This is a genomic window from Microbacterium sp. A20 (genome assembly GCF_004794515.1).
Taxonomy (GTDB): Bacteria; Actinomycetota; Actinomycetes; order Actinomycetales; family Microbacteriaceae; genus Microbacterium.
The window spans coordinates 1-17,633 of sequence record NZ_SSDF01000022.1; the positions used below are offsets into that span (position 1 = coordinate 1).

Annotated in this window: 14 protein-coding genes and 1 riboswitch; of the genes, 11 read left to right on the forward strand and 3 right to left on the reverse strand. The window is 69.0% G+C overall.

Translation table 11 applies throughout. From position 1 onward, the window contains the following. Positions 1–110: 110 nt before the first annotated feature. Positions 111–1,490, reverse strand: coding sequence for an MFS transporter (locus tag DW298_RS00315; protein ID WP_136040509.1), 1,380 nt, complete (start codon positions 1,488–1,490; stop codon positions 111–113). Between the two features lie 88 nt (positions 1,491–1,578). Here DW298_RS00315 and DW298_RS00320 point away from each other — a divergent pair, with 88 nt between their 5' ends. From DW298_RS00320 to DW298_RS00355, 8 genes are all read left to right on the forward strand, one after another. Beyond that, positions 1,579–3,165, forward strand: a complete 1,587-nt coding sequence (locus DW298_RS00320) for a fumarylacetoacetate hydrolase family protein (protein WP_275087543.1) — start codon at positions 1,579–1,581, stop codon at positions 3,163–3,165. Next, on the forward strand, positions 3,162–3,872 hold the full coding sequence (locus tag DW298_RS00325) for a GntR family transcriptional regulator (RefSeq protein ID WP_136040511.1): 711 nt from the start codon (positions 3,162–3,164) through the stop codon (positions 3,870–3,872). Before DW298_RS00320 ends, DW298_RS00325 begins: the two co-directional genes overlap by 4 nt. Next, positions 3,869–5,365, forward strand: coding sequence for a 5-carboxymethyl-2-hydroxymuconate semialdehyde dehydrogenase (gene hpaE / locus DW298_RS00330; RefSeq protein WP_136040512.1), 1,497 nt, complete (start codon positions 3,869–3,871; stop codon positions 5,363–5,365). The genes DW298_RS00325 and hpaE overlap by 4 nt, the downstream gene beginning before the upstream one ends. 92 nt (positions 5,366–5,457) lie before the next feature. Then, on the forward strand, positions 5,458–6,621 hold the full coding sequence (hpaD, locus tag DW298_RS00335; protein ID WP_136040513.1) for a 3,4-dihydroxyphenylacetate 2,3-dioxygenase: 1,164 nt from the start codon (positions 5,458–5,460) through the stop codon (positions 6,619–6,621). A gap of 9 nt (positions 6,622–6,630) precedes the next feature. Beyond that, a complete protein-coding gene (locus tag DW298_RS00340) occupies positions 6,631–7,416 on the forward strand; it encodes a fumarylacetoacetate hydrolase family protein (RefSeq protein WP_136040514.1) in 786 nt (261 codons plus the stop codon). Next, positions 7,401–8,201, forward strand: coding sequence for an aldolase/citrate lyase family protein (locus tag DW298_RS00345; protein ID WP_136040515.1), 801 nt, complete (start codon positions 7,401–7,403; stop codon positions 8,199–8,201). Before DW298_RS00340 ends, DW298_RS00345 begins: the two co-directional genes overlap by 16 nt. 121 nt (positions 8,202–8,322) lie before the next feature. Further along, positions 8,323–9,042, forward strand: coding sequence for a DUF6882 domain-containing protein (locus DW298_RS00350; protein ID WP_136040516.1), 720 nt, complete (start codon positions 8,323–8,325; stop codon positions 9,040–9,042). A gap of 60 nt (positions 9,043–9,102) precedes the next feature. Then, positions 9,103–9,672 carry a hypothetical protein gene (locus DW298_RS00355; RefSeq protein WP_136040517.1) on the forward strand — a complete coding sequence of 190 codons (570 nt, stop codon included), beginning with the start codon at positions 9,103–9,105 and terminating at the stop codon, positions 9,670–9,672. 88 nt (positions 9,673–9,760) lie between these two features. On the opposite strand, the gene DW298_RS00360 is transcribed toward DW298_RS00355, so the two are convergent. Both DW298_RS00360 and glyA read right to left on the reverse strand, forming a co-directional pair. Beyond that, positions 9,761–10,639 carry a bifunctional methylenetetrahydrofolate dehydrogenase/methenyltetrahydrofolate cyclohydrolase gene (locus tag DW298_RS00360; RefSeq protein WP_136040518.1) on the reverse strand — a complete coding sequence of 293 codons (879 nt, stop codon included), beginning with the start codon at positions 10,637–10,639 and terminating at the stop codon, positions 9,761–9,763. Positions 10,640–10,827: 188 nt separating this feature from the next. After that, positions 10,828–12,102 carry a serine hydroxymethyltransferase gene (glyA, locus tag DW298_RS00365; RefSeq protein ID WP_136040519.1) on the reverse strand — a complete coding sequence of 425 codons (1,275 nt, stop codon included), beginning with the start codon at positions 12,100–12,102 and terminating at the stop codon, positions 10,828–10,830. A 40-nt stretch (positions 12,103–12,142) separates the two neighbouring features. Next, positions 12,143–12,227, reverse strand: a riboswitch (ZMP/ZTP riboswitch). Between the two features lie 110 nt (positions 12,228–12,337). Here glyA and DW298_RS00370 point away from each other — a divergent pair. The 3 genes from DW298_RS00370 to DW298_RS00380 form a co-directional block, all read left to right on the forward strand. Continuing rightward, positions 12,338–13,849 (forward strand): family 20 glycosylhydrolase, encoded by a 1,512-nt coding sequence (locus tag DW298_RS00370; RefSeq protein ID WP_136040520.1) that lies wholly within the window; start codon positions 12,338–12,340, stop codon positions 13,847–13,849. Next, positions 13,846–15,018, forward strand: coding sequence for an amidohydrolase family protein (locus DW298_RS00375; RefSeq protein WP_136040521.1), 1,173 nt, complete (start codon positions 13,846–13,848; stop codon positions 15,016–15,018). The genes DW298_RS00370 and DW298_RS00375 overlap by 4 nt, the downstream gene beginning before the upstream one ends. Positions 15,019–15,708: 690 nt before the next feature. Continuing rightward, the coding region (locus DW298_RS00380; protein WP_205820189.1) for a sigma-70 family RNA polymerase sigma factor at positions 15,709–17,633 on the forward strand (1,925 nt) is incomplete at its 3' end.

Consider the following 17,633-nt stretch of genomic DNA (forward strand, 5'->3'; position numbering starts at 1 on the left):
CCCCCCCCCCCCCCCCGCACTGCAGAACGCTCCCGTCGCGCTCTCCGTCGGTCCCCGCAACGGAGAGCGACAGGAAGTGCGACGGGAGCGAGGTCAGCGCGCGGAAGGAATCAGACCTTAGCGAGGCCACGGATCGGGCTGACCGACTGCTCTTCCTCGTGGTCCGGACCGAGCGGGATGCCCGAGCGGTCGCGCAGCAGGAGCGTGGCGATCAGGCCGAGCACCGTCATCCCGGCGAGGTACCAGGTGACCGCGTCGGTCGAGCCCGTGGCACTCACGATGGCCGTGGCGATCGTCGGCGCGAAGGCCCCACCCGCGATGGCACCGATCGCGTACGAGATCGAGACTCCCGAGAACCGGATGCTCGCGGGGAACAGCTCGGCGTAGAGCGCCGCCTGCGGGCCGTAGGTGAAGCCGAGGCCGATGGTCAGGATCGCAAGCCCGGCGAACAGCAGGCCGATCTCGCCCGTGTTCACGAGAGGGAACAGCGTGAACACTCCGACGAGCTGCATGACCCAGCCGATGATGTAGGTCGTTCGGCGACCGATCCGGTCCGAGATCCACCCGGCGAGCAGCGTCGTGAGCAGCCAGGTGACCGCGGAACCGGCGACTGCCCAGAGCACCGGACCGCGCTCGAGGCCGATCGGCCCCTCGGGGTTGGTGGCATAGCCCTGGATGTATCCGCCGGTGGTCATGTAGCCGACCGCGTTGTTGCCGGCGAAGACGAACGCGGCGACGATCACGAGCAGCAGGTGCTTCCGGAAGAGCTGCGCGATCGGCATCCGCGCCTTCTCCTTGCGCTCGGCGAGCTCGGTGAAGACCGGGCTCTCCTCCACCTTGCGTCGCACGTAGTAGCCGATGAGGATCAGCACCACGCTGAGGAGGAACGGCACACGCCAGCCCCAGGCGGCGAACTGCTCGCCGGGAGCCACCACGGTCATCAGCGCCATCACACCGGACGCGAGCAGCAGTCCGAGGGGCACACCGATCTGCGGCGAGGCGCCGAAGATGCCGCGCTTCTTGCGCGGAGCGTGCTCGACCGCCATCAGCACGGCACCGCCCCACTCGCCACCGGCCGAGATGCCCTGGACGATGCGCAGGAGCACCAGCAAGATCGGAGCCATGATGCCGATCGTCTCGTACGTGGGCAGCAGACCGATCAGTGCGGTCGCCGCTCCCATCAGGATCAGCGTCCACATCAGCACGGCCTTGCGTCCGAGCTTGTCGCCGTAGTGACCGGCGAGGAAGGCGCCGAGCGGCCGGAACAGGAAGCTCACGCCGACCGTGGCGAAGCCGACGAGCGCGCTGTTCGCACCGAGCGGCTCGAAGAACAACTGGCCGAACACCAGCCCGACCGCCGTGGCGTAGATGAAGAAGTCGTACCACTCGACCGTGGTGCCGACGACGGTGGCGAAGACGACGCGGCGCCGATCGGCCGCTGTCGCGATGGTTCCGGTGGGCGTGAACCCACCCTGTGACTGCCCGCTCATGGGGTGTCTCCTTTGGTTGTGACCGCATTGTCACGGCGTGCAGCGGATGCGGATCCGGAGTGCTTGCCGAGGGGTGAACCGATGATATATGATTTCGAATACGACGCACAAGGCGTCCTGCACGACAACGCAGACGAGCGCGAGGAGGCGCCCCGTGACGGATACCATCGACCGCCCCGGCAAGATCATCGCGATCCATCTGAGCTATGCGTCCCGCGCCGATCAGCGCGGCAGGCGCCCCGCTTCCCCCTCCTACTTCTTCAAGCCGGCCAGTTCCGTCGGCTTCTCCGGCGGCACCGTCGAGCGACCGGCCGGCACCGAACTGCTCGCCTTCGAAGGCGAGATCGCGCTCGTGATCGGCACCGCCGCCCGCCGCGTCTCGCTCGACGAGGCCTGGGCTCATGTGGGGTGGGTCACCGCCTCGAACGACCTCGGACTGTACGACCTGCGCGCGAACGACAAGGGCTCCAACGTCCGCTCCAAGGGTGGCGACGGTTACACACCTCTCGGCCCCGACCTGATCGATGCCCGCACGGTCGACCCGGCGGCCCTTCGCGTCCGCGCCTGGGTCAACGGCGAACTCCGTCAGGACGACACCACGGCCGGGCTCATCTTCCCCCTCGCGCAGCTCGTCGCCGACCTGTCCCAGCACTTCACGCTCGAACCGGGCGATGTCATCCTCACGGGCACCCCCGCCGGCTCCTCCGTCATCGTCCCCGGCGATGTCGTCGAGGTCGAGGTGGACGCTCCCGATGCCCCAGGCTCCCCGACATCGGGCCGCCTCGTGACCACCGTGACCCAGGGCGAGGTTCCGTTCGACGGCGACCTCGGTTCGCTCCCCGCGGTCGACGACCTGCAGCGCACCGAGGCCTGGGGCTCGGCCGAGGCCGCCGGGCTCGCGCCCCCTACCGGTGAGGGGTCGCAGAATGCCGCGCGCCCCCCTGCCGACGTGGCGATTCCTGACCCCTCGCGCCTCTCCCCCGAGCTGCGCGCCCAGCTGCTCGAAGCTCCGACGGCCGGACTCTCCGCACAACTCCGCAAGCGCGGACACCACTCCTGCTTCATCGACGGGGTATCGGTGAACATCCCCGGCCGCAAGATCGTCGGCACCGCGAAGACGCTGCGCTTCGTGCCGTTCCGCGAAGACCTCTTCGCCACGCACGGGGGCGGCTACAACGCCCAGAAGCGCGCATTCGACGCGGTGGAAGACGGCGAGATCATCGTCATCGAAGCCCGAGGCGACGCCACGACCGGAACCCTCGGCGACATCCTCGCCCTCCGCGCGAAAACCCGTGGTGCTGCCGGCGTCGTCACCGACGGCGGGGTCCGCGACTTCGACGCGGTCGCCGAGATCGGACTCCCCGTGTTCTCGCAGGGCGCCCACCCCTCGGTGCTCGGCCGCAAGCACGTGCCGTGGGACGTGGATGTCACGATCTCCTGCGGCGGGGCGACCGTGCAGCCGGGCGACATCATCGTCGGCGACAGCGACGGCGTGATCGTGATCCCCCCTGCCCTGGCCGCCGAGGTCGCGGCGAGCGCCGTCGCGCAGGAGATCGAAGACGCCTGGATCGCCGAGCAGGTCGCCGCCGGCCACCCCGTCGACGGCCTGTTCCCGCTCAACGCCGAGTGGCGAGCCCGCTACGAGGAGGCCACAGCCCGCCGGAGCGAACGATGACGGCGACGACCACGACGACGACGACCAGCAAGTCCGAGGTCGCGTACGAGTGGATCCGCTCGCGCATCACGGGACACATGTTCAGTCCCGGCTACCGCCTGGTGCTGGGCTCGATCGCCGAAGACCTCAAGATGAGCGTCGTCCCCGTGCGCGAGGCGATCCGCCGCCTCGAGGCCGAGGGCCTCGTGACGTTCGAGCGCAATGTCGGAGCACGGGTGACACTCGTCGACGAGAGCGAGTACGCGCACACGATGCAGACACTCGGCCTGGTCGAGGGCTGCGCCACCGCGCTCTCCGCTCCCCTGCTCGATGAGGCCGCCCTCGACGAAGCCGCCCGCATCAACGAGCGGATGGCGCAGATGCTCGACCACCTCGACGCGCGTGCCTTCACCGAACTCAACCGCCAGTTCCACTCGGTGCTGTTCGAGCCGTGCCCCAACCCGCACCTGCTCGACCTCGTGCACCGTGGCTGGTCGCGGCTCTCCGGCATCCGCGACACGACGTTCGCGTCGATCCCCGGACGCGCCCAGCACTCGGTCGAAGAGCACACCGAGATCCTCGACCTCATCCGAGCCGGCGCCGACCCGCTCGAGATCGAACTCGCCGCCCGCAACCACCGCTGGCGCACGATGGACGCGTTCCTCGACGCGCTGCACACCCGTTCCGCACCGACGACTTCCGCCCAGACCACCGGAGAAGACTCATGACCGATTCGCGCATCCCCGCCGACCTCCCCGACCACATCCAGCACTACATCGACGGCGCATTCGTCGATTCCGTCGACGGCGACACGTTCGACGTGCTCGACCCGGTCACCAACCAGACCTACACGACGGCCGCCGCCGGCAAGAAGGCCGACATCGAACTCGCCGTCGCCGCCGCCACGCGCGCGTTCAAAGAGGGCCCCTGGCCGCGGATGCTCCCGCGCGAGCGCTCTCGCGTGCTGCACCGCATCGCCGACATCGTCGAGTCCCGCGACGCCCGCCTCGCCGAGCTCGAGTCCTACGACTCGGGGCTCCCGATCACGCAGGCGCTGGGTCAGGCCCGCCGCGCCGCCGAGAACTTCCGCTTCTTCGCCGACCTGATCGTCGCGCAGTCCGATGATGCCTTCAAGGTGCCGGGCCGCCAGATGAACTACGTCAACCGCAAGCCGATCGGTGTCGCCGGCCTCATCACGCCGTGGAACACGCCGTTCATGCTCGAGTCCTGGAAGCTCGGTCCCGCGCTCGCGACCGGCAACACGGTCGTGCTCAAGCCCGCCGAGTTCACGCCGCTCTCGGCATCCCTCTGGGCCGGAATCTTCGAAGAGGCAGGGCTCCCCCAGGGCGTCTTCAACCTCGTGAACGGCCTCGGCGAAGACGCGGGCGACGCGCTCGTGAAGCACCCCGACGTGCCGCTGATCTCGTTCACGGGCGAGAGCTCGACGGGACAGTTGATCTTCGGCAACGCCGCTCCGTTCCTCAAAGGCCTGTCGATGGAACTCGGCGGCAAGTCGCCCGCGGTCGTCTTCGCCGACGCCGACCTCGAGGCCGCGGTCGACGCTACGATCTTCGGCGTCTTCTCCCTCAACGGCGAGCGCTGCACCGCCGGTTCCCGCATCCTCGTCGAGCGCTCGATCTACGAGGAGTTCGTCGAGCGCTACGCCGCGCAGGCGAAGCGCGTCAAGGTCGGGTACCCGCACGACCCGGCCACCGAGGTCGGCGCGCTCGTGCACCCCGAGCACTACGACAAGGTGATGAGCTACGTCGAGATCGGCAAGACCGAGGGACGCCTCGTCGCCGGCGGCGGTCGTCCGGAGGGCTTCGAGGAGGGCAACTTCGTCGCGCCGACCGTGTTCGCCGACGTCTCCCCCGACGCCCGGATCTTCCAGGAGGAGATCTTCGGCCCGGTCGTCGCGATCACGCCGTTCGACTCCGACGAGGAGGCGCTGTCGCTGGCGAACAACACCAAGTACGGACTCGCCGCGTACATCTGGACGAACGACCTCAAGCGCGCGCACAACTTCGCGCAGTCGGTCGAGGCGGGCATGGTGTGGCTGAACAGCAACAACGTGCGCGACCTGCGCACCCCGTTCGGCGGCGTCAAAGCCTCGGGTCTCGGTCATGAGGGCGGGTACCGCTCGATCGACTTCTACACCGACCAGCAGAGCGTGCACATCACGCTAGGCCCCGCCCACAACCCGACCTTCGGCAAGAACTGACCACACTGTCTCGTTCCGGTCGCACTTGCTGTCGCCTCGCCGGCGCGAATGCGACAGAAAGTGCGACCGGAACCTCACGCAAGGACGCTGACATGACACACCGCGAAGACATGACCCTGACCTCCTCCGGCTTCTACGTCTCCCAGGAGGCGCCGATCCGCTCCGAGAACCCCGTGGCGACGCCGAAGAGCACACCGCCGGACATCCTCCGCTGCGCATACATGGAGCTCGTGGTCACCGACCTCGCGGCGTCGCGTCAGTTCTACGTCGATGTCCTGGGTCTGTACGTGACCGAGGAGGACGACGAGGCGATCTACCTGCGCTCGACGGAGGAGTTCATCCACCACAACCTGGTGCTGCGCAAGGGATCCCTCGCCGCGGTCGCCGCGTTCTCGTACCGGGTACGCACGCCCGAAGACCTCGACCGCGCCGTCGAGTTCTACACGGAGCTCGGCTGCGACGTGCGCCGGAACGAGAACGGGTTCGTCAAGGGCATCGGCGACTCCGTCCGCGTGGTCGATCCGCTCGGCTTCCCGTACGAGTACTTCTACGCCACCGAGCACGTCGAACGGATGTCGTGGCGCTACGACCTGCACATCCCGGGCGAGCTGGTGCGCCTCGATCACTTCAACCAGGTCACCCCCGATGTGCCGCGCGCCGTGGGGTTCATGCAGGACCTCGGTTTCCGCGTCACGGAAGACATCCAGGACGAGGAGGGCACGGTCTACGCCGCCTGGATGCGCCGCAAGCCCACCGTGCACGACACCGCCATGACCGGCGGCGACGGCCCCCGCATGCACCACGTGTGCTTCGCCACGCATGAGAAGCACAACATCCTCGCGATCTGCGACAAGCTCGGGGCTCTCCGCCGCTCCGACTCCATCGAGCGCGGTCCCGGCCGTCACGGCGTCTCGAACGCGTTCTACCTCTACCTGCGCGACCCCGACGGCCACCGTGTCGAGGTGTACACGCAGGACTACTACACCGGCGACCCCGACAACCCGGTGGTCACCTGGGACGTGCACGACAACCAGCGCCGCGACTGGTGGGGGAATCCCGTCGTCCCCTCCTGGTACACGGATGCCTCGCTCGTGCTCGACCTCGACGGCAACCCGCAGCCCGTCGTCGCGCGCACCGACTCGAGCGAGATGGCCGTCACCATCGGCGCCGACGGTTTCTCGTACACACGTGCCGATGACGACAAGGACATGCCCGAGTACAAGCAGGGCGAGTACAAGCTCGGCCACCAGCTCTAGGAGGCACGGATGCTGTCAGACGAGACCATCACGCGGATCGCGGCCGAGCTCGCCGAGGCCGACCGCACGCACAGCGTGATCCCGCGCATCACCGCCCGGTACCCGGAGGCGACCGTCGAGGACTCCTACGCGATCCAGGGGGTCTGGCGCGACCAGAACCTCGCCGCGGGTCGCCGGCTCGTCGGGCGCAAGATCGGCCTGACGTCCAAGGCGATGCAGCAGGCCACGGGCATCACCGAACCGGACTACGGCGTGATGTTCGACGACACCGTGTACGAGTCCGGCGCCGAGATCCCGGTCGACCACTTCTCGAACGTGCGCATCGAGGTCGAGCTGGCGTTCGTCCTGAAGCACCCGCTCGAGGGGCCGGACTGCACGCTGGACGACGCCCTCGCGGCGATCGACTACGCGGTCCCTGCCCTCGAGGTGCTCAACTCCCACATCGAGCTCGAGGGGCGGACGATCGTCGACACGATCAGCGACAACGCCGCCTACGGTGCGATGGTGCTCGGCACAGAGCATCGCCGCCCGGACGAGATCGATCTGCGCTGGGTGCCGGGTGTCCTGTCCCGCAACGGCGAGATCGAGGAGACCGGGGTCGCGGCCGGAGTCCTCGGCCACCCGGCGACCGGCGTGGCCTGGCTCGCGAACAAGTTCCATCAGCACGGCGCGCGTCTCGAAGCCGGGGAGATCATCCTGGCAGGATCGTTCACGCGCCCGATGTGGGTGTCGCGTGGCGATGAAGTGCTGTGCGATTACGGACCGATGGGAACAATTGCATGCCGCTTCGTCTAGACCCCTCCTTCCGCGAACAGCTCGCGGACTCCGATCACCCGTTCGTGGGCATGTGGGTGTGCTCCGGCAGCCCGATTCTCGCGGAGGTCGCCGCAGGGTCCGGGCTCGACTGGCTGCTGATCGACATGGAGCACTCGACGAACACGCTCGATTCCGTGCTGCAGCAGCTGCAGGCCGTCGCCGCCTATCCGATCGCCCCACTCGTGCGCGTGCCGTCGAATGACACGGTCGCGATCAAGCAGATCCTCGATCTCGGGGCACAGAATCTGATCGTGCCGATGGTCTCCTCCGCCGACGAGGCCCGCGCCGCCGTCGCCGCCACCCGCTACCCGCCGGAGGGCGTGCGCGGAGTGGGAAGCGCCCTCGCCCGGAGCGCCCGGTGGAACCGCGTCGACCGGTACCTGCAGGAGTCCGCGCAGCACGTCTCGCTGACCGTGCAGATCGAGACCGCCGCAGGGGTCGAGGCCGCGGCCGACATCGCCGCGGTCGACGGAGTGGATGCCGTCTTCGTCGGGCCGTCCGACCTCTCCGCATCGATGGGGCTCCTGGGTCAGCAGACCCATCCCGACGTGACGGCGGCCGTCGAGAAGGTTTTCGCGGCGGTCAAGGCCGCCGGCAAGGCCGTCGGCGTGAACGCGTTCGACCCTGTCGCCGCCGACGCCTACCTCGCCGCGGGCGCGGACTTCGTGGCGGTGGGAGCCGACGTCGCCCTGCTCGCCCGAGCGTCCGAGGCATTGGCCGCCCGCTTCATCGCCGCGGACGGGGCGGCGCGCGCGAGCTACTGAACCGTTCGAATCGCGCGAATGGTTCGATCCGGGTCTCCGCACCGACCATCCGCGCGATTCGAGCACCCGGCGCATCCCCGTGAGCTAGCGGATTCATAGCATTTCCGGCGAGACTGTCGGCATGACCTTCGCCGCTCTCCAGCCCCTCGCCGACCGTGCCGCCCTCTTCGTCGCACTCCGACAGGACGCCCTCGCCGCCGCCGCCGATGCTCTCGGCGAGCACCGCTGGGACGCGGACATGGCTGCGGGGACGCTCACCTTCACGGCGAACGACGACCCCTCGCGGCAGCTCGTCACCCGCGCACACCTGATCGCGACGATCGCGCCGGGACCCCGTTCGCTGCTGTGGGCCTGGGCGCACCCCAGCGGCGACCCGCAGGGCGTGGCCGCTCAGCTGCACGCATACGGCACCGAGCACAGGATCGCAGAGTTGACGACCTCGGAGGTGCCGTTCCCCGAGGGAGCAGGTGACGACGAGTGGATCGCGCAGGCAGCTCACACGGTCGGCGGGGTGGCCGTCGAGCTGACCGGACGCTCGCCGTACTACTCAGCCCCCGTCGGCAACGGCACCCGCGCGGTGTTCCTGCTCGACGCGCCGCTCGCACCGCTCACCGTCGCCGACGCGGTCGTCGCCCTCCCCCGGGTGCTCACCGGCGCGGACCTGCCCGACGCGCGCACCGCCGTCTGGGATCTCGCGCGGCTCGCCGGCTGGACGCTCACCTGGACAGATGACGCATTCTCCGGCGCCTCCGTGTCGGACTCCTCCGGTACTGCCACGTTCCGGTTCGATGAGCAGGCCCGCATCAGCGGCATCGAGAGCACGCTGCACGCGCAGAACTGACCGCTCGCGAGGGCCGCTCGACGTGGCCGCGCGAACGTGATCTGTGGGATTCTTGGTCGCATGAAGAAGGGAATCGTCCGGTTCGTCGCGCTCTACGTGTTCAACGTCGCAGTGCTGCTCCTGATCGGCCTGCTGCTGCCCGGCGTCTCCGTGGGATGGAACGCGCTGTGGGCCTCGGTGATCCTGACCCTCGCCGCCCTGTTCGTGAAGCCGTTGCTCGCCGGAGCCTTTCGCCGGTCCGCCGCGAAGTCTGCGGGCGAACGCACCAGAACCGGGGAGAAGATCGTCCAGTACGTCCTCGTCTATCTGGTCGAGCTCATCATCTGGGTGCTCACCGTGTGGTTCAGCGGTGTGCGCGCCTCGGGCTTGTGGGCATTCGTGCTGCCGCCGCTGGCGCTGCTGTTCGGCTGGATGATCTACGACCAGATCGACGACCGGATGCGGGCCAAGACCGCGGAGATCTACGACTCCGTGCAGGCGCGTGTGAAGGGCGGGCGCTCGAAGTCCGCACCCGCGGCGACCTCCACGACCACCACCGCATCGGAGTCCCCTGAGACACGCGCTGCCCGCGACGAGCTGAGTGACGGTCTCACGCCCGAGCAGCGCCGGATGCTCGACGAACTCGGCTGACCGGCCTCACGCCGCAGTCAGACGACGACGTCGCAGGAATCTCACCGATTCCTGCGACGTCGTGCGTATCTGCGGTGCCCCGAGGGGGCTAGCCGAGACGCTCCGCTGCCTCGACGACGTTCGTCATGAGCAGGGCGACGGTCATCGGACCGACACCTCCGGGGTTCGGTGAGATGTAGCCCGCGACATCCGCGACTCCGGGCGCGACGTCGCCGAACACCAGGCTCTTGCCGGTCTCCGGATCGCTCTCGCGGGTGACGCCCACATCGAGCACAGCGGCACCGGGCTTGACGTCTTCGGCGCGGATCAGGTGCTTCACACCGGCGGCGGCGACGATCACGTCGGCCTCCCGCAGGTACCGCGGCATGTCGACGGTGCCGGTGTGGGTGAGCGTGACCGTGGCGTTGAGGTCGCGGCGGGTGAGCAGCAGCCCGATCGAACGGCCGATCGTCACTCCGCGGCCGACCACCACCACGTGCTTGCCCTTGAGGTCGTAGTCGTTGCGCAGCAGCAGCTCGATCACACCACGAGGTGTGCAGGGCAGCGGCGTGTGGATAGGGGCGTTGACGTTCAGCACGAGCCGGCCGAGGTTGGTCGGGTGCAGGCCGTCGGCATCCTTGGCAGGGTCGATCCGCTCGAGGATGGCATCGGTGTCGAGGTGCTTCGGCAGCGGCAGCTGCACGATGTAGCCGTGGCACGCGGGGTCGGCGTTGAGCTCGTCGATCAGTGCTTCGACCTCGGCCTGGGTGGCATCCGCCGGCAGCTCGCGCTGGATCGAGTTCATCCCGATCGCCTCGGACTGCCGGTGCTTCATCCCCACGTACAGCTGCGATGCCGGGTCGGCGCCCACGAGCACCGTCGCGATGCCGGGCGTGATGCCTCGCTCCTTCAGCGCGGCGACGCGCTCGGTGAGTTCAGCACGGATCGCGGCCGACGCCGCCTTCCCGTCCAGGATCTTCGCCGTCATGTGTTCTTCCTTACCTCGTGCGTCCAAGTCGTGCGTCGTCACATCCCCCGCCGTCGCCGCCGAGTGCACGGCTTCTCGTCGAGTGCACGGCCCGTTCACGTCGATAGGCCGTGCACTCGGCAGCATCCCGTGCACTCGGCGGCATCCGTGCACTCGCGAGTGCGGGGTGCGGGGTGCGGGGTGCGGGGCTACTGCTGCAGGTCCGGGTAGAGCGGGAACGCGGCAGCGAGAGCGTCGACGCGGGCGCGCAGCGACTCCACGTCGGCACCGGGGAGCAGCGCGAGGGCGATGATGTCGGCGACCTCGGTGAACTCCGCGTCGCCGAAGCCGCGGGTCGCGAGCGCCGGGGTGCCGACGCGCAGACCCGAGGTGACCATCGGCGGACGCGGGTCGTTCGGGACGGCGTTGCGGTTCACGGTGATGTGGATGTCGTGCAGCAGGTCTTCGGCCTGCTTGCCGTCGATCTCGGCGTCGCGCAGGTCGACCAGCACCAGGTGCACGTCGGTGCCGCCGGAGCGCACCGCGATGCCGGCATCCTTCACGTCCTGCTGCGACAGGCGCTCGGCGATGAGCTTCGCACCGCGCAGCACGCGCTCCTGACGCTCCTTGAACTCCGGGGTGCCGGCGAGCTTGAACGCGGTCGCCTTGGCGGCGATCACGTGCATGAGCGGGCCGCCCTGCTGCCCGGGGAAGACCGCGGTGTTGATCTTCTTGGCGAGCTCGGCGTCGTTCGTGAGGATGAAGCCGGAGCGCGGGCCGCCGATCGTCTTGTGCACGGTCGAGGAGACGACGTGCGCGTGAGGAACCGGGTTCGGGTGCAGACCCGCCGCGACCAGACCGGCGAAGTGCGCCATGTCGACCCAGAGGAGTGCGCCGACCTCATCGGCGATCTCGCGGAAGGCCGCGAAGTCCATGGTGCGCGGGTAGGCCGACCAGCCGGCGATGATGACCTTGGGCTTGTGCTCGATCGCGAGGCGACGGACCTCGGCCATGTCGATGGTCGAGGTCTCGGGGTCGACGCCGTACGCGACGATGTCGTAGAGCCGGCCGGAGAAGTTGATCTTCATGCCGTGCGTGAGGTGGCCGCCCTGGTCGAGCGAAAGGCCGAGCAGAGTGTCGCCGGGGCGCGCGATCGCGTGCAGGACAGCGGCGTTCGCCGATGCACCGGAGTGCGGCTGCACGTTCGCGAACTCGGCGCCGAACAGGCTCTTCGCGCGCTCGATCGCGAGGGACTCCGCCACGTCGACCTCTTCGCAGCCACCGTAGTAGCGGCGACCGGGGTAGCCCTCGGCGTACTTGTTCGTGAGCACGGAGCCCTGCGACTGCAGCACCGAGACGGGAACGAAGTTCTCCGAGGCAATCATCTCGAGGAAGGTCTGCTGACGCTTCAGCTCGCGATCGAGGACCTCGGCGATCTCCGGGTCGACCTCGGCGAGCGGGGCGTTGAAGTAACGGTCGGTCATGGTGACATGCTCCTTTGACGACGGATTCGAAAGGGGTGTTCCAATCGGCCCAGGCGCGCGGTCGAATTCCGTGGTCAGTCGCTCCCCGGTGGTAGTCCACCCAGACGCCAGTCGCGACGGTTACGAGCATAGCCGATACCGGAGGCGGCGGACACGGACGTTTCGACCCCCCCGCCGCAGAATCGATTCGACTTCTCCCATTCCACTCGACCGCGCTGACCGGTACGTTTTGTTCATGGTCCTTCCTCATCCTCTTCCGCTCGTGCCCGCGCCCGTGTCCGCCATCGCACGAGAAGGGCGGATGCCGGTCACCGCGACGACGCGCGTGCTCGGCTCCTCCCCCGCCGCCGCCCAGTTGATCGACGCGGTCGAGCGCCGCACAGGCATCCGTCTTTCCGTCGCCGACGAGGCCCCCGCCGAGATCGAGCTGTTCGTCGACCCGAACTCGTCGGCGCCGGAGGGTTACACGCTCGAGATCGGCGATCGTGCGGTCATCGTCGGCGCCGATGAGGCCGGACTGTTCTACGGCGTGCAGACCCTGCTGCAGCTGCTCCGTCAGGACGACTCCGGCTGGGCGCTCCTCGGAGCCGATGTCGCGGACTCTCCGCGCTTCGCCCGACGGGGAGTGATGCTCGACGTGGCTCGGCACTTCTTCGGCGTCGACGACGTCAAGAAGTTCATCGACAGCACGAGCGCGCTCAAGCTCAACCACCTGCACCTGCACCTCAGCGACGACCAGGGGTGGCGCGTGCACATCGACTCCTGGCCAAAGCTCACCGAGCTGTCGGCCGGCACGTCGGCGAACGGCGACCCCGGCGGCTTCTACACGAAGGACGACTACCGCGAGATCGTCGCGTACGCCGCCTCGCGCCACATGATCGTGATCCCCGAGATCGACCTCCCCGGTCACACGCACGCGATCGGCGTCGCCTACCCGGAGCTCGTCGAGAAGCCGGTCATGAACGACAACCTCATCGCGGATTCGGAACGCCTCGGCCAGGCGCTGCCGGTCGCCGGCGAGAGCTACCTGGGCTGGGGGGTCGGGCACTCCAGCGTGCGCATCCACGAAGAGCGCACGTACGACTTCGTGCGCGACGTCGTGCGCGAGCTGGCGGAGATGACCCCGGGTCCGTACATCCACGTCGGCGGCGACGAGTCGCTCGGCACCCCGCAGGCCGATTTCGACCTGTTCGCCGAGCGTGCCACCGCGATCGTCGTCGGGGCCGGCAAGACCCCGGTCGCGTGGCACGAGATGGGATCCGCGGCGAACATCGCCGAGGGAACGGTCGGGCAGTACTGGGGCAAGACGACCCCGGAGGGCACCCATGCCGAAGAGGCCGCGCACTTCGTCGAGCGCGGTGGCGCACTGATCATGTCCGCAGCGGACGTCACCTACCTCGACATGAAGTACACCGAGGACTTCCCCCTCGGACTGACGTGGGCTGCGATCATCGATGTCCGGTCAGCCTACGAGTGGGAGCCGACCGCCGTCCTCGACGTGCCGGATGCCGCCATCCTCGGCGTCGAGGCGCCGCTGTGGTCCGAGACCACGCGCACGTTCGGCGATGTCGAGCAGCTGGTCTTCCCCCGCGCAGCCGCCCAGGCGGAGGTGGCATGGTCGCCGCAGCACGGTCCCGAGCGCGTCTGGGAGTCCTTCCGGGTGCGGGTCGGAGCGCTCGCGCCGCTGTGGAAGGCTGAGGGGGTCGACTTCCACCCCGCAGACGAGATCCCCTGGAGCGAACGTTGAGCACCCACTCCTCCGCGACCGGTTCGCTGGTCATCCATTCGGCCAGGATCATCGATCGCGGCGAGGTCACCGAAGACGGCTGGATCCGCATCGACGACGGCATCGTCACCGCTCGCGGCACCGGCACCGACTGGTCGCCCGCCGATACGGTCGTCGATGCGGCGGCGGATGCCGGCTCCGGCGCCCTGCTCACCCCGGGTTTCATCGACATCCACGGACACGGCGGTGCCGGTGCATCGTTCGATGACGGGGTGGACGCGATTCGCACCGGGCGCGATCTCCACCGCGCGCACGGCACCACCCGAGCGGTCGTCTCGCTCGTGACGGCCTCGATCGACGCGCTCGCACGCAGCGTCGCCACGATCGCGGACCTGACCGAGACCGACGCGGACATCCTCGGCTCGCACCTCGAAGGGCCTTTCCTCGACCCCGGTCACCACGGCGCGCACGAGCCCACGCTCCTGCGCCATCCGGTCGCATCCGACGTCGCGCGCCTGCTCGACGCCGGCCGCGGCACGGTCCGCCAGGTGACGATCGCTCCCGAGCTCCCGGGTGGACTGGATGCGATCCGACAGATCGTGGCCGCCGGATCCGCGGCAGCCGTCGGCCACACCGATGCCGACGCGGCGATGGCCGTGGCCGCGTTCGAGGCCGGCGCGTCGATCCTCACCCATGCGTTCAACGCCATGCCCGGCATCCACCATCGCGCTCCCGGACCGGTGCTCGCCGCCGCCGCCGATCATCGGGTGGTGCTGGAGGCGATCGCCGACGACGTGCACCTGGACCCGCACGTCGTCAAGCTCGTCTTCGACTCCGCCCCCGGTCGAGTGGCGCTCATCACCGATGCCATGGCCGCGGCCGGAAGCGCGGACGGCCACTACGACCTCGGAGCGGTCGGTGTCACGGTCGAGAACGGTGTGGCCCGAGCGGATGACACCGGCTCGATCGCCGGTTCGACCCTCACTCAGGACGTGGCGCTGCGACGCGCAGTGGCCGCGGGCGTGGAGCTCACAGAAGCGGTGCGGGCTCTCACCGCGACGCCGGCGCGGGCGATCGGCCGCTCGGCCGAACTCGGCGGGCTCGCCGTCGGCATGCTCGGAGATGCCGTGCTGCTGGATGCCGAGCTGCGCGTCGCACGAGTGTGGTCGGGACCACGGCTGCTCGCCTAGAGGCGGCAGAGCATCGCGCGACGCGCAACCCTGCGCTCTCCGGTCGTTCCTGTTCAGGGTGGGGGGCCGCCGTTCCCCAGATCGGCGGCCCCGTTTCCCCTCTCAGAGCCGGTGGCCGGGCTCTCCTCCCCCGAGGATCCCGACCGACCGCTGCCTGAATCCCGCCCCCCGGAGGGATTCGTACGGCTGTCTCTATGGGATGAGACGGCATCCCCACCGATTCATTACGCGACTCGTCGAAAATCTTCGAGAAGTTCTTCCGGTCCGAAGACCGACCCACGCGGGGAGACCGCCGGTCCCCAGATCGGCGGTCTCATTCCTCGTGTGCAGAGATGGGGGCCGGGCTCTCCTCCCCCGAGGATCCCGACCCGCCCGACCGGTGCACATCCTTCGCACCAGCACCTGAACTCCGCCCCCCGGAGGAGTTCGTACGGCTGTCTCTATGGGATGAGACGGCGACCCCACGGGTTCATTACGCGACTTCCAGAAAAACTTCGAGAGACCGTGGATGCCCGAGCCGAGCCGGTGCGACCCGCGCCTGTCCAGAACCCCCATATCGGTTCAGAATTCGCAGAGAAGGGTGGCTTACCTGGGAGATTCGCGAGAGAATGGTGAAGTCGCGTGATGAGCGGCGCCCTCACGCATCTCACCTTGTAGAGACGTACCTGCGCCCGCGACAGATGGATGATTGTGCACGAAGAGAACACGACTCACGACGAACCGATCGGTGACGCCGACCTGATCCTGCGCGCCCGCTCGGGCGACACAGGCGCGTTCGGCGAACTCTGGCGCCGCCACTACCCGTCCGGCATCGCGGTCGCACGCTCGGTCACCTCGTCGATCGACCCGGACGACCTGGTGCAGGAGGCGTACACCCGCATCTACCAGGCCATCCTCAAGGGCGGGGGCCCCAACGGCTCGTTCCGCGCCTATCTCTTCACCAGCATCCGCAACACTGCCGCAGGGTGGGGCCGTGCCCGCCGCGAGACCGCGATCGACGAGCTCGACACGGTCGCCGACCCCGACACCACCGACCAGGCCGCGAACGAGGCCCTCGATCGGAGCCTCACCGCGCAGGCGTTCCGCAGCCTTCCCTCCCGCTGGCAGGAGGTGCTCTGGTACACCGAGATCGAGCAGATGAAGCCGCAGGAAGTCGGACACCTGCTGGGCATGAAGTCCGGCGCGGTGTCGCAGCTGGCCTTCCGCGCTCGCGAGGGACTCCGCGAGGCCTGGATCCAGGCGCATCTGCGCAGCGCCGAAGACGGCTCCGAGTGCCAGTGGACCATCGAGCACCTGGGCGCCTACTCGCGCGGCAACCTCAGCACTCGCGACCACAAGCGCCTCGAGCTGCACCTCGACGAGTGCGCTCGCTGCATGATCGTCGCCGCCGAGGCCAAAGACGTCTCCAAGCGCCTGGCCCTCGTCCTGCTCCCCCTCGTGCTGGGCGTCACCGGCGCGGCGGGATACCTTGCGACGTTGCAGGGTGCCGGCACTCCCATCGTCGCTCTGGCGGCCATGCCCTCCAGCATCCCGGGCGCCGTGTTCGCCGGAGACCCGACGGGCCTTGCGGCGACGGGCATCGCCTCCTCGAGTGGCGGCACCGGGTCGGGCGGTGCAGCCGGTGGCACCAGCGGCGCGGCCGGGGCATCGTCGACCGGCGGAGCCTTCACAGGGATCGGCGCACTCGTCGGTGCGGGTTCTGCGGCGCTGGTCGTCGCGGGAGTCGTGGCCGCGGCCACCATCATCCCCGGGCTCTCCGGTGCCGAGCCGGCCACCTCGCAGCCGAGCGCCGGAGACGCCGACCCGTCGTCGATCACGTCGCAGGTCGGGCCTGACGCCTCGTTGAACCTCGAAGAGCCGATCGTCATCGATGAGCCGGAGACCGTGCCGGACGAAGCGCCTGTGCTCCCGCCTGTCGAAGAGTCCTCGGTGGAGCAGCCGCAGGAAGACGCAGGTCCCGTCGTCGCTCCACCGATTCCTCCCGCCGCCCCCGTCGATCCGGTGGACCCGGTCGACCCGGTGGATCCTGTCGACCCGGTGGATCCTGTCGACCCGGTCGATCCGGTTGATCCCGTCGACCCGGTGGACCCGGTTGATCCGGTGGACCCGGTTGATCCCGTCGACCCGGTCGACCCGGTCGATCCTGTCGACCCCGTCGACCCGACGGAAGCGCCCACCTGGTCCGGTGCGACCATCTGGTTCAGCGGTTTCACCATCCACTACAGCGTGCCGGTCACCGGTGCACCGGGGACGACGGTCGAAGCGCTCCTCGACGGCAGCAGCGGCGGTGGCGACACCATCGTCCTCGACGACGCGGGCACCGGCACGATCGACCTTCGTCCAGACTTCTGGCAGGTCCTGTACGCCGACACGACCGTCGTCACGTTCCGCTACGTCCTGGCGGACAAGGTCGGTCCGTCCGCCGACACGACTCTGCTGTCACTCGAGTCCGGTGCCGCTGTCGAGGCCGTCCTGCAGGAAGCGGAACAGGCTCTCGAGGGCGAATACCCCGCGACCGCCGACGCAGCAGCGGAGACCGAGCCGGCACCGGCCGCACCCGTCGCACCGGCCGCCGCACCGGCACCCGCACCCGTCGAGCCCGCCGCACCGGCACC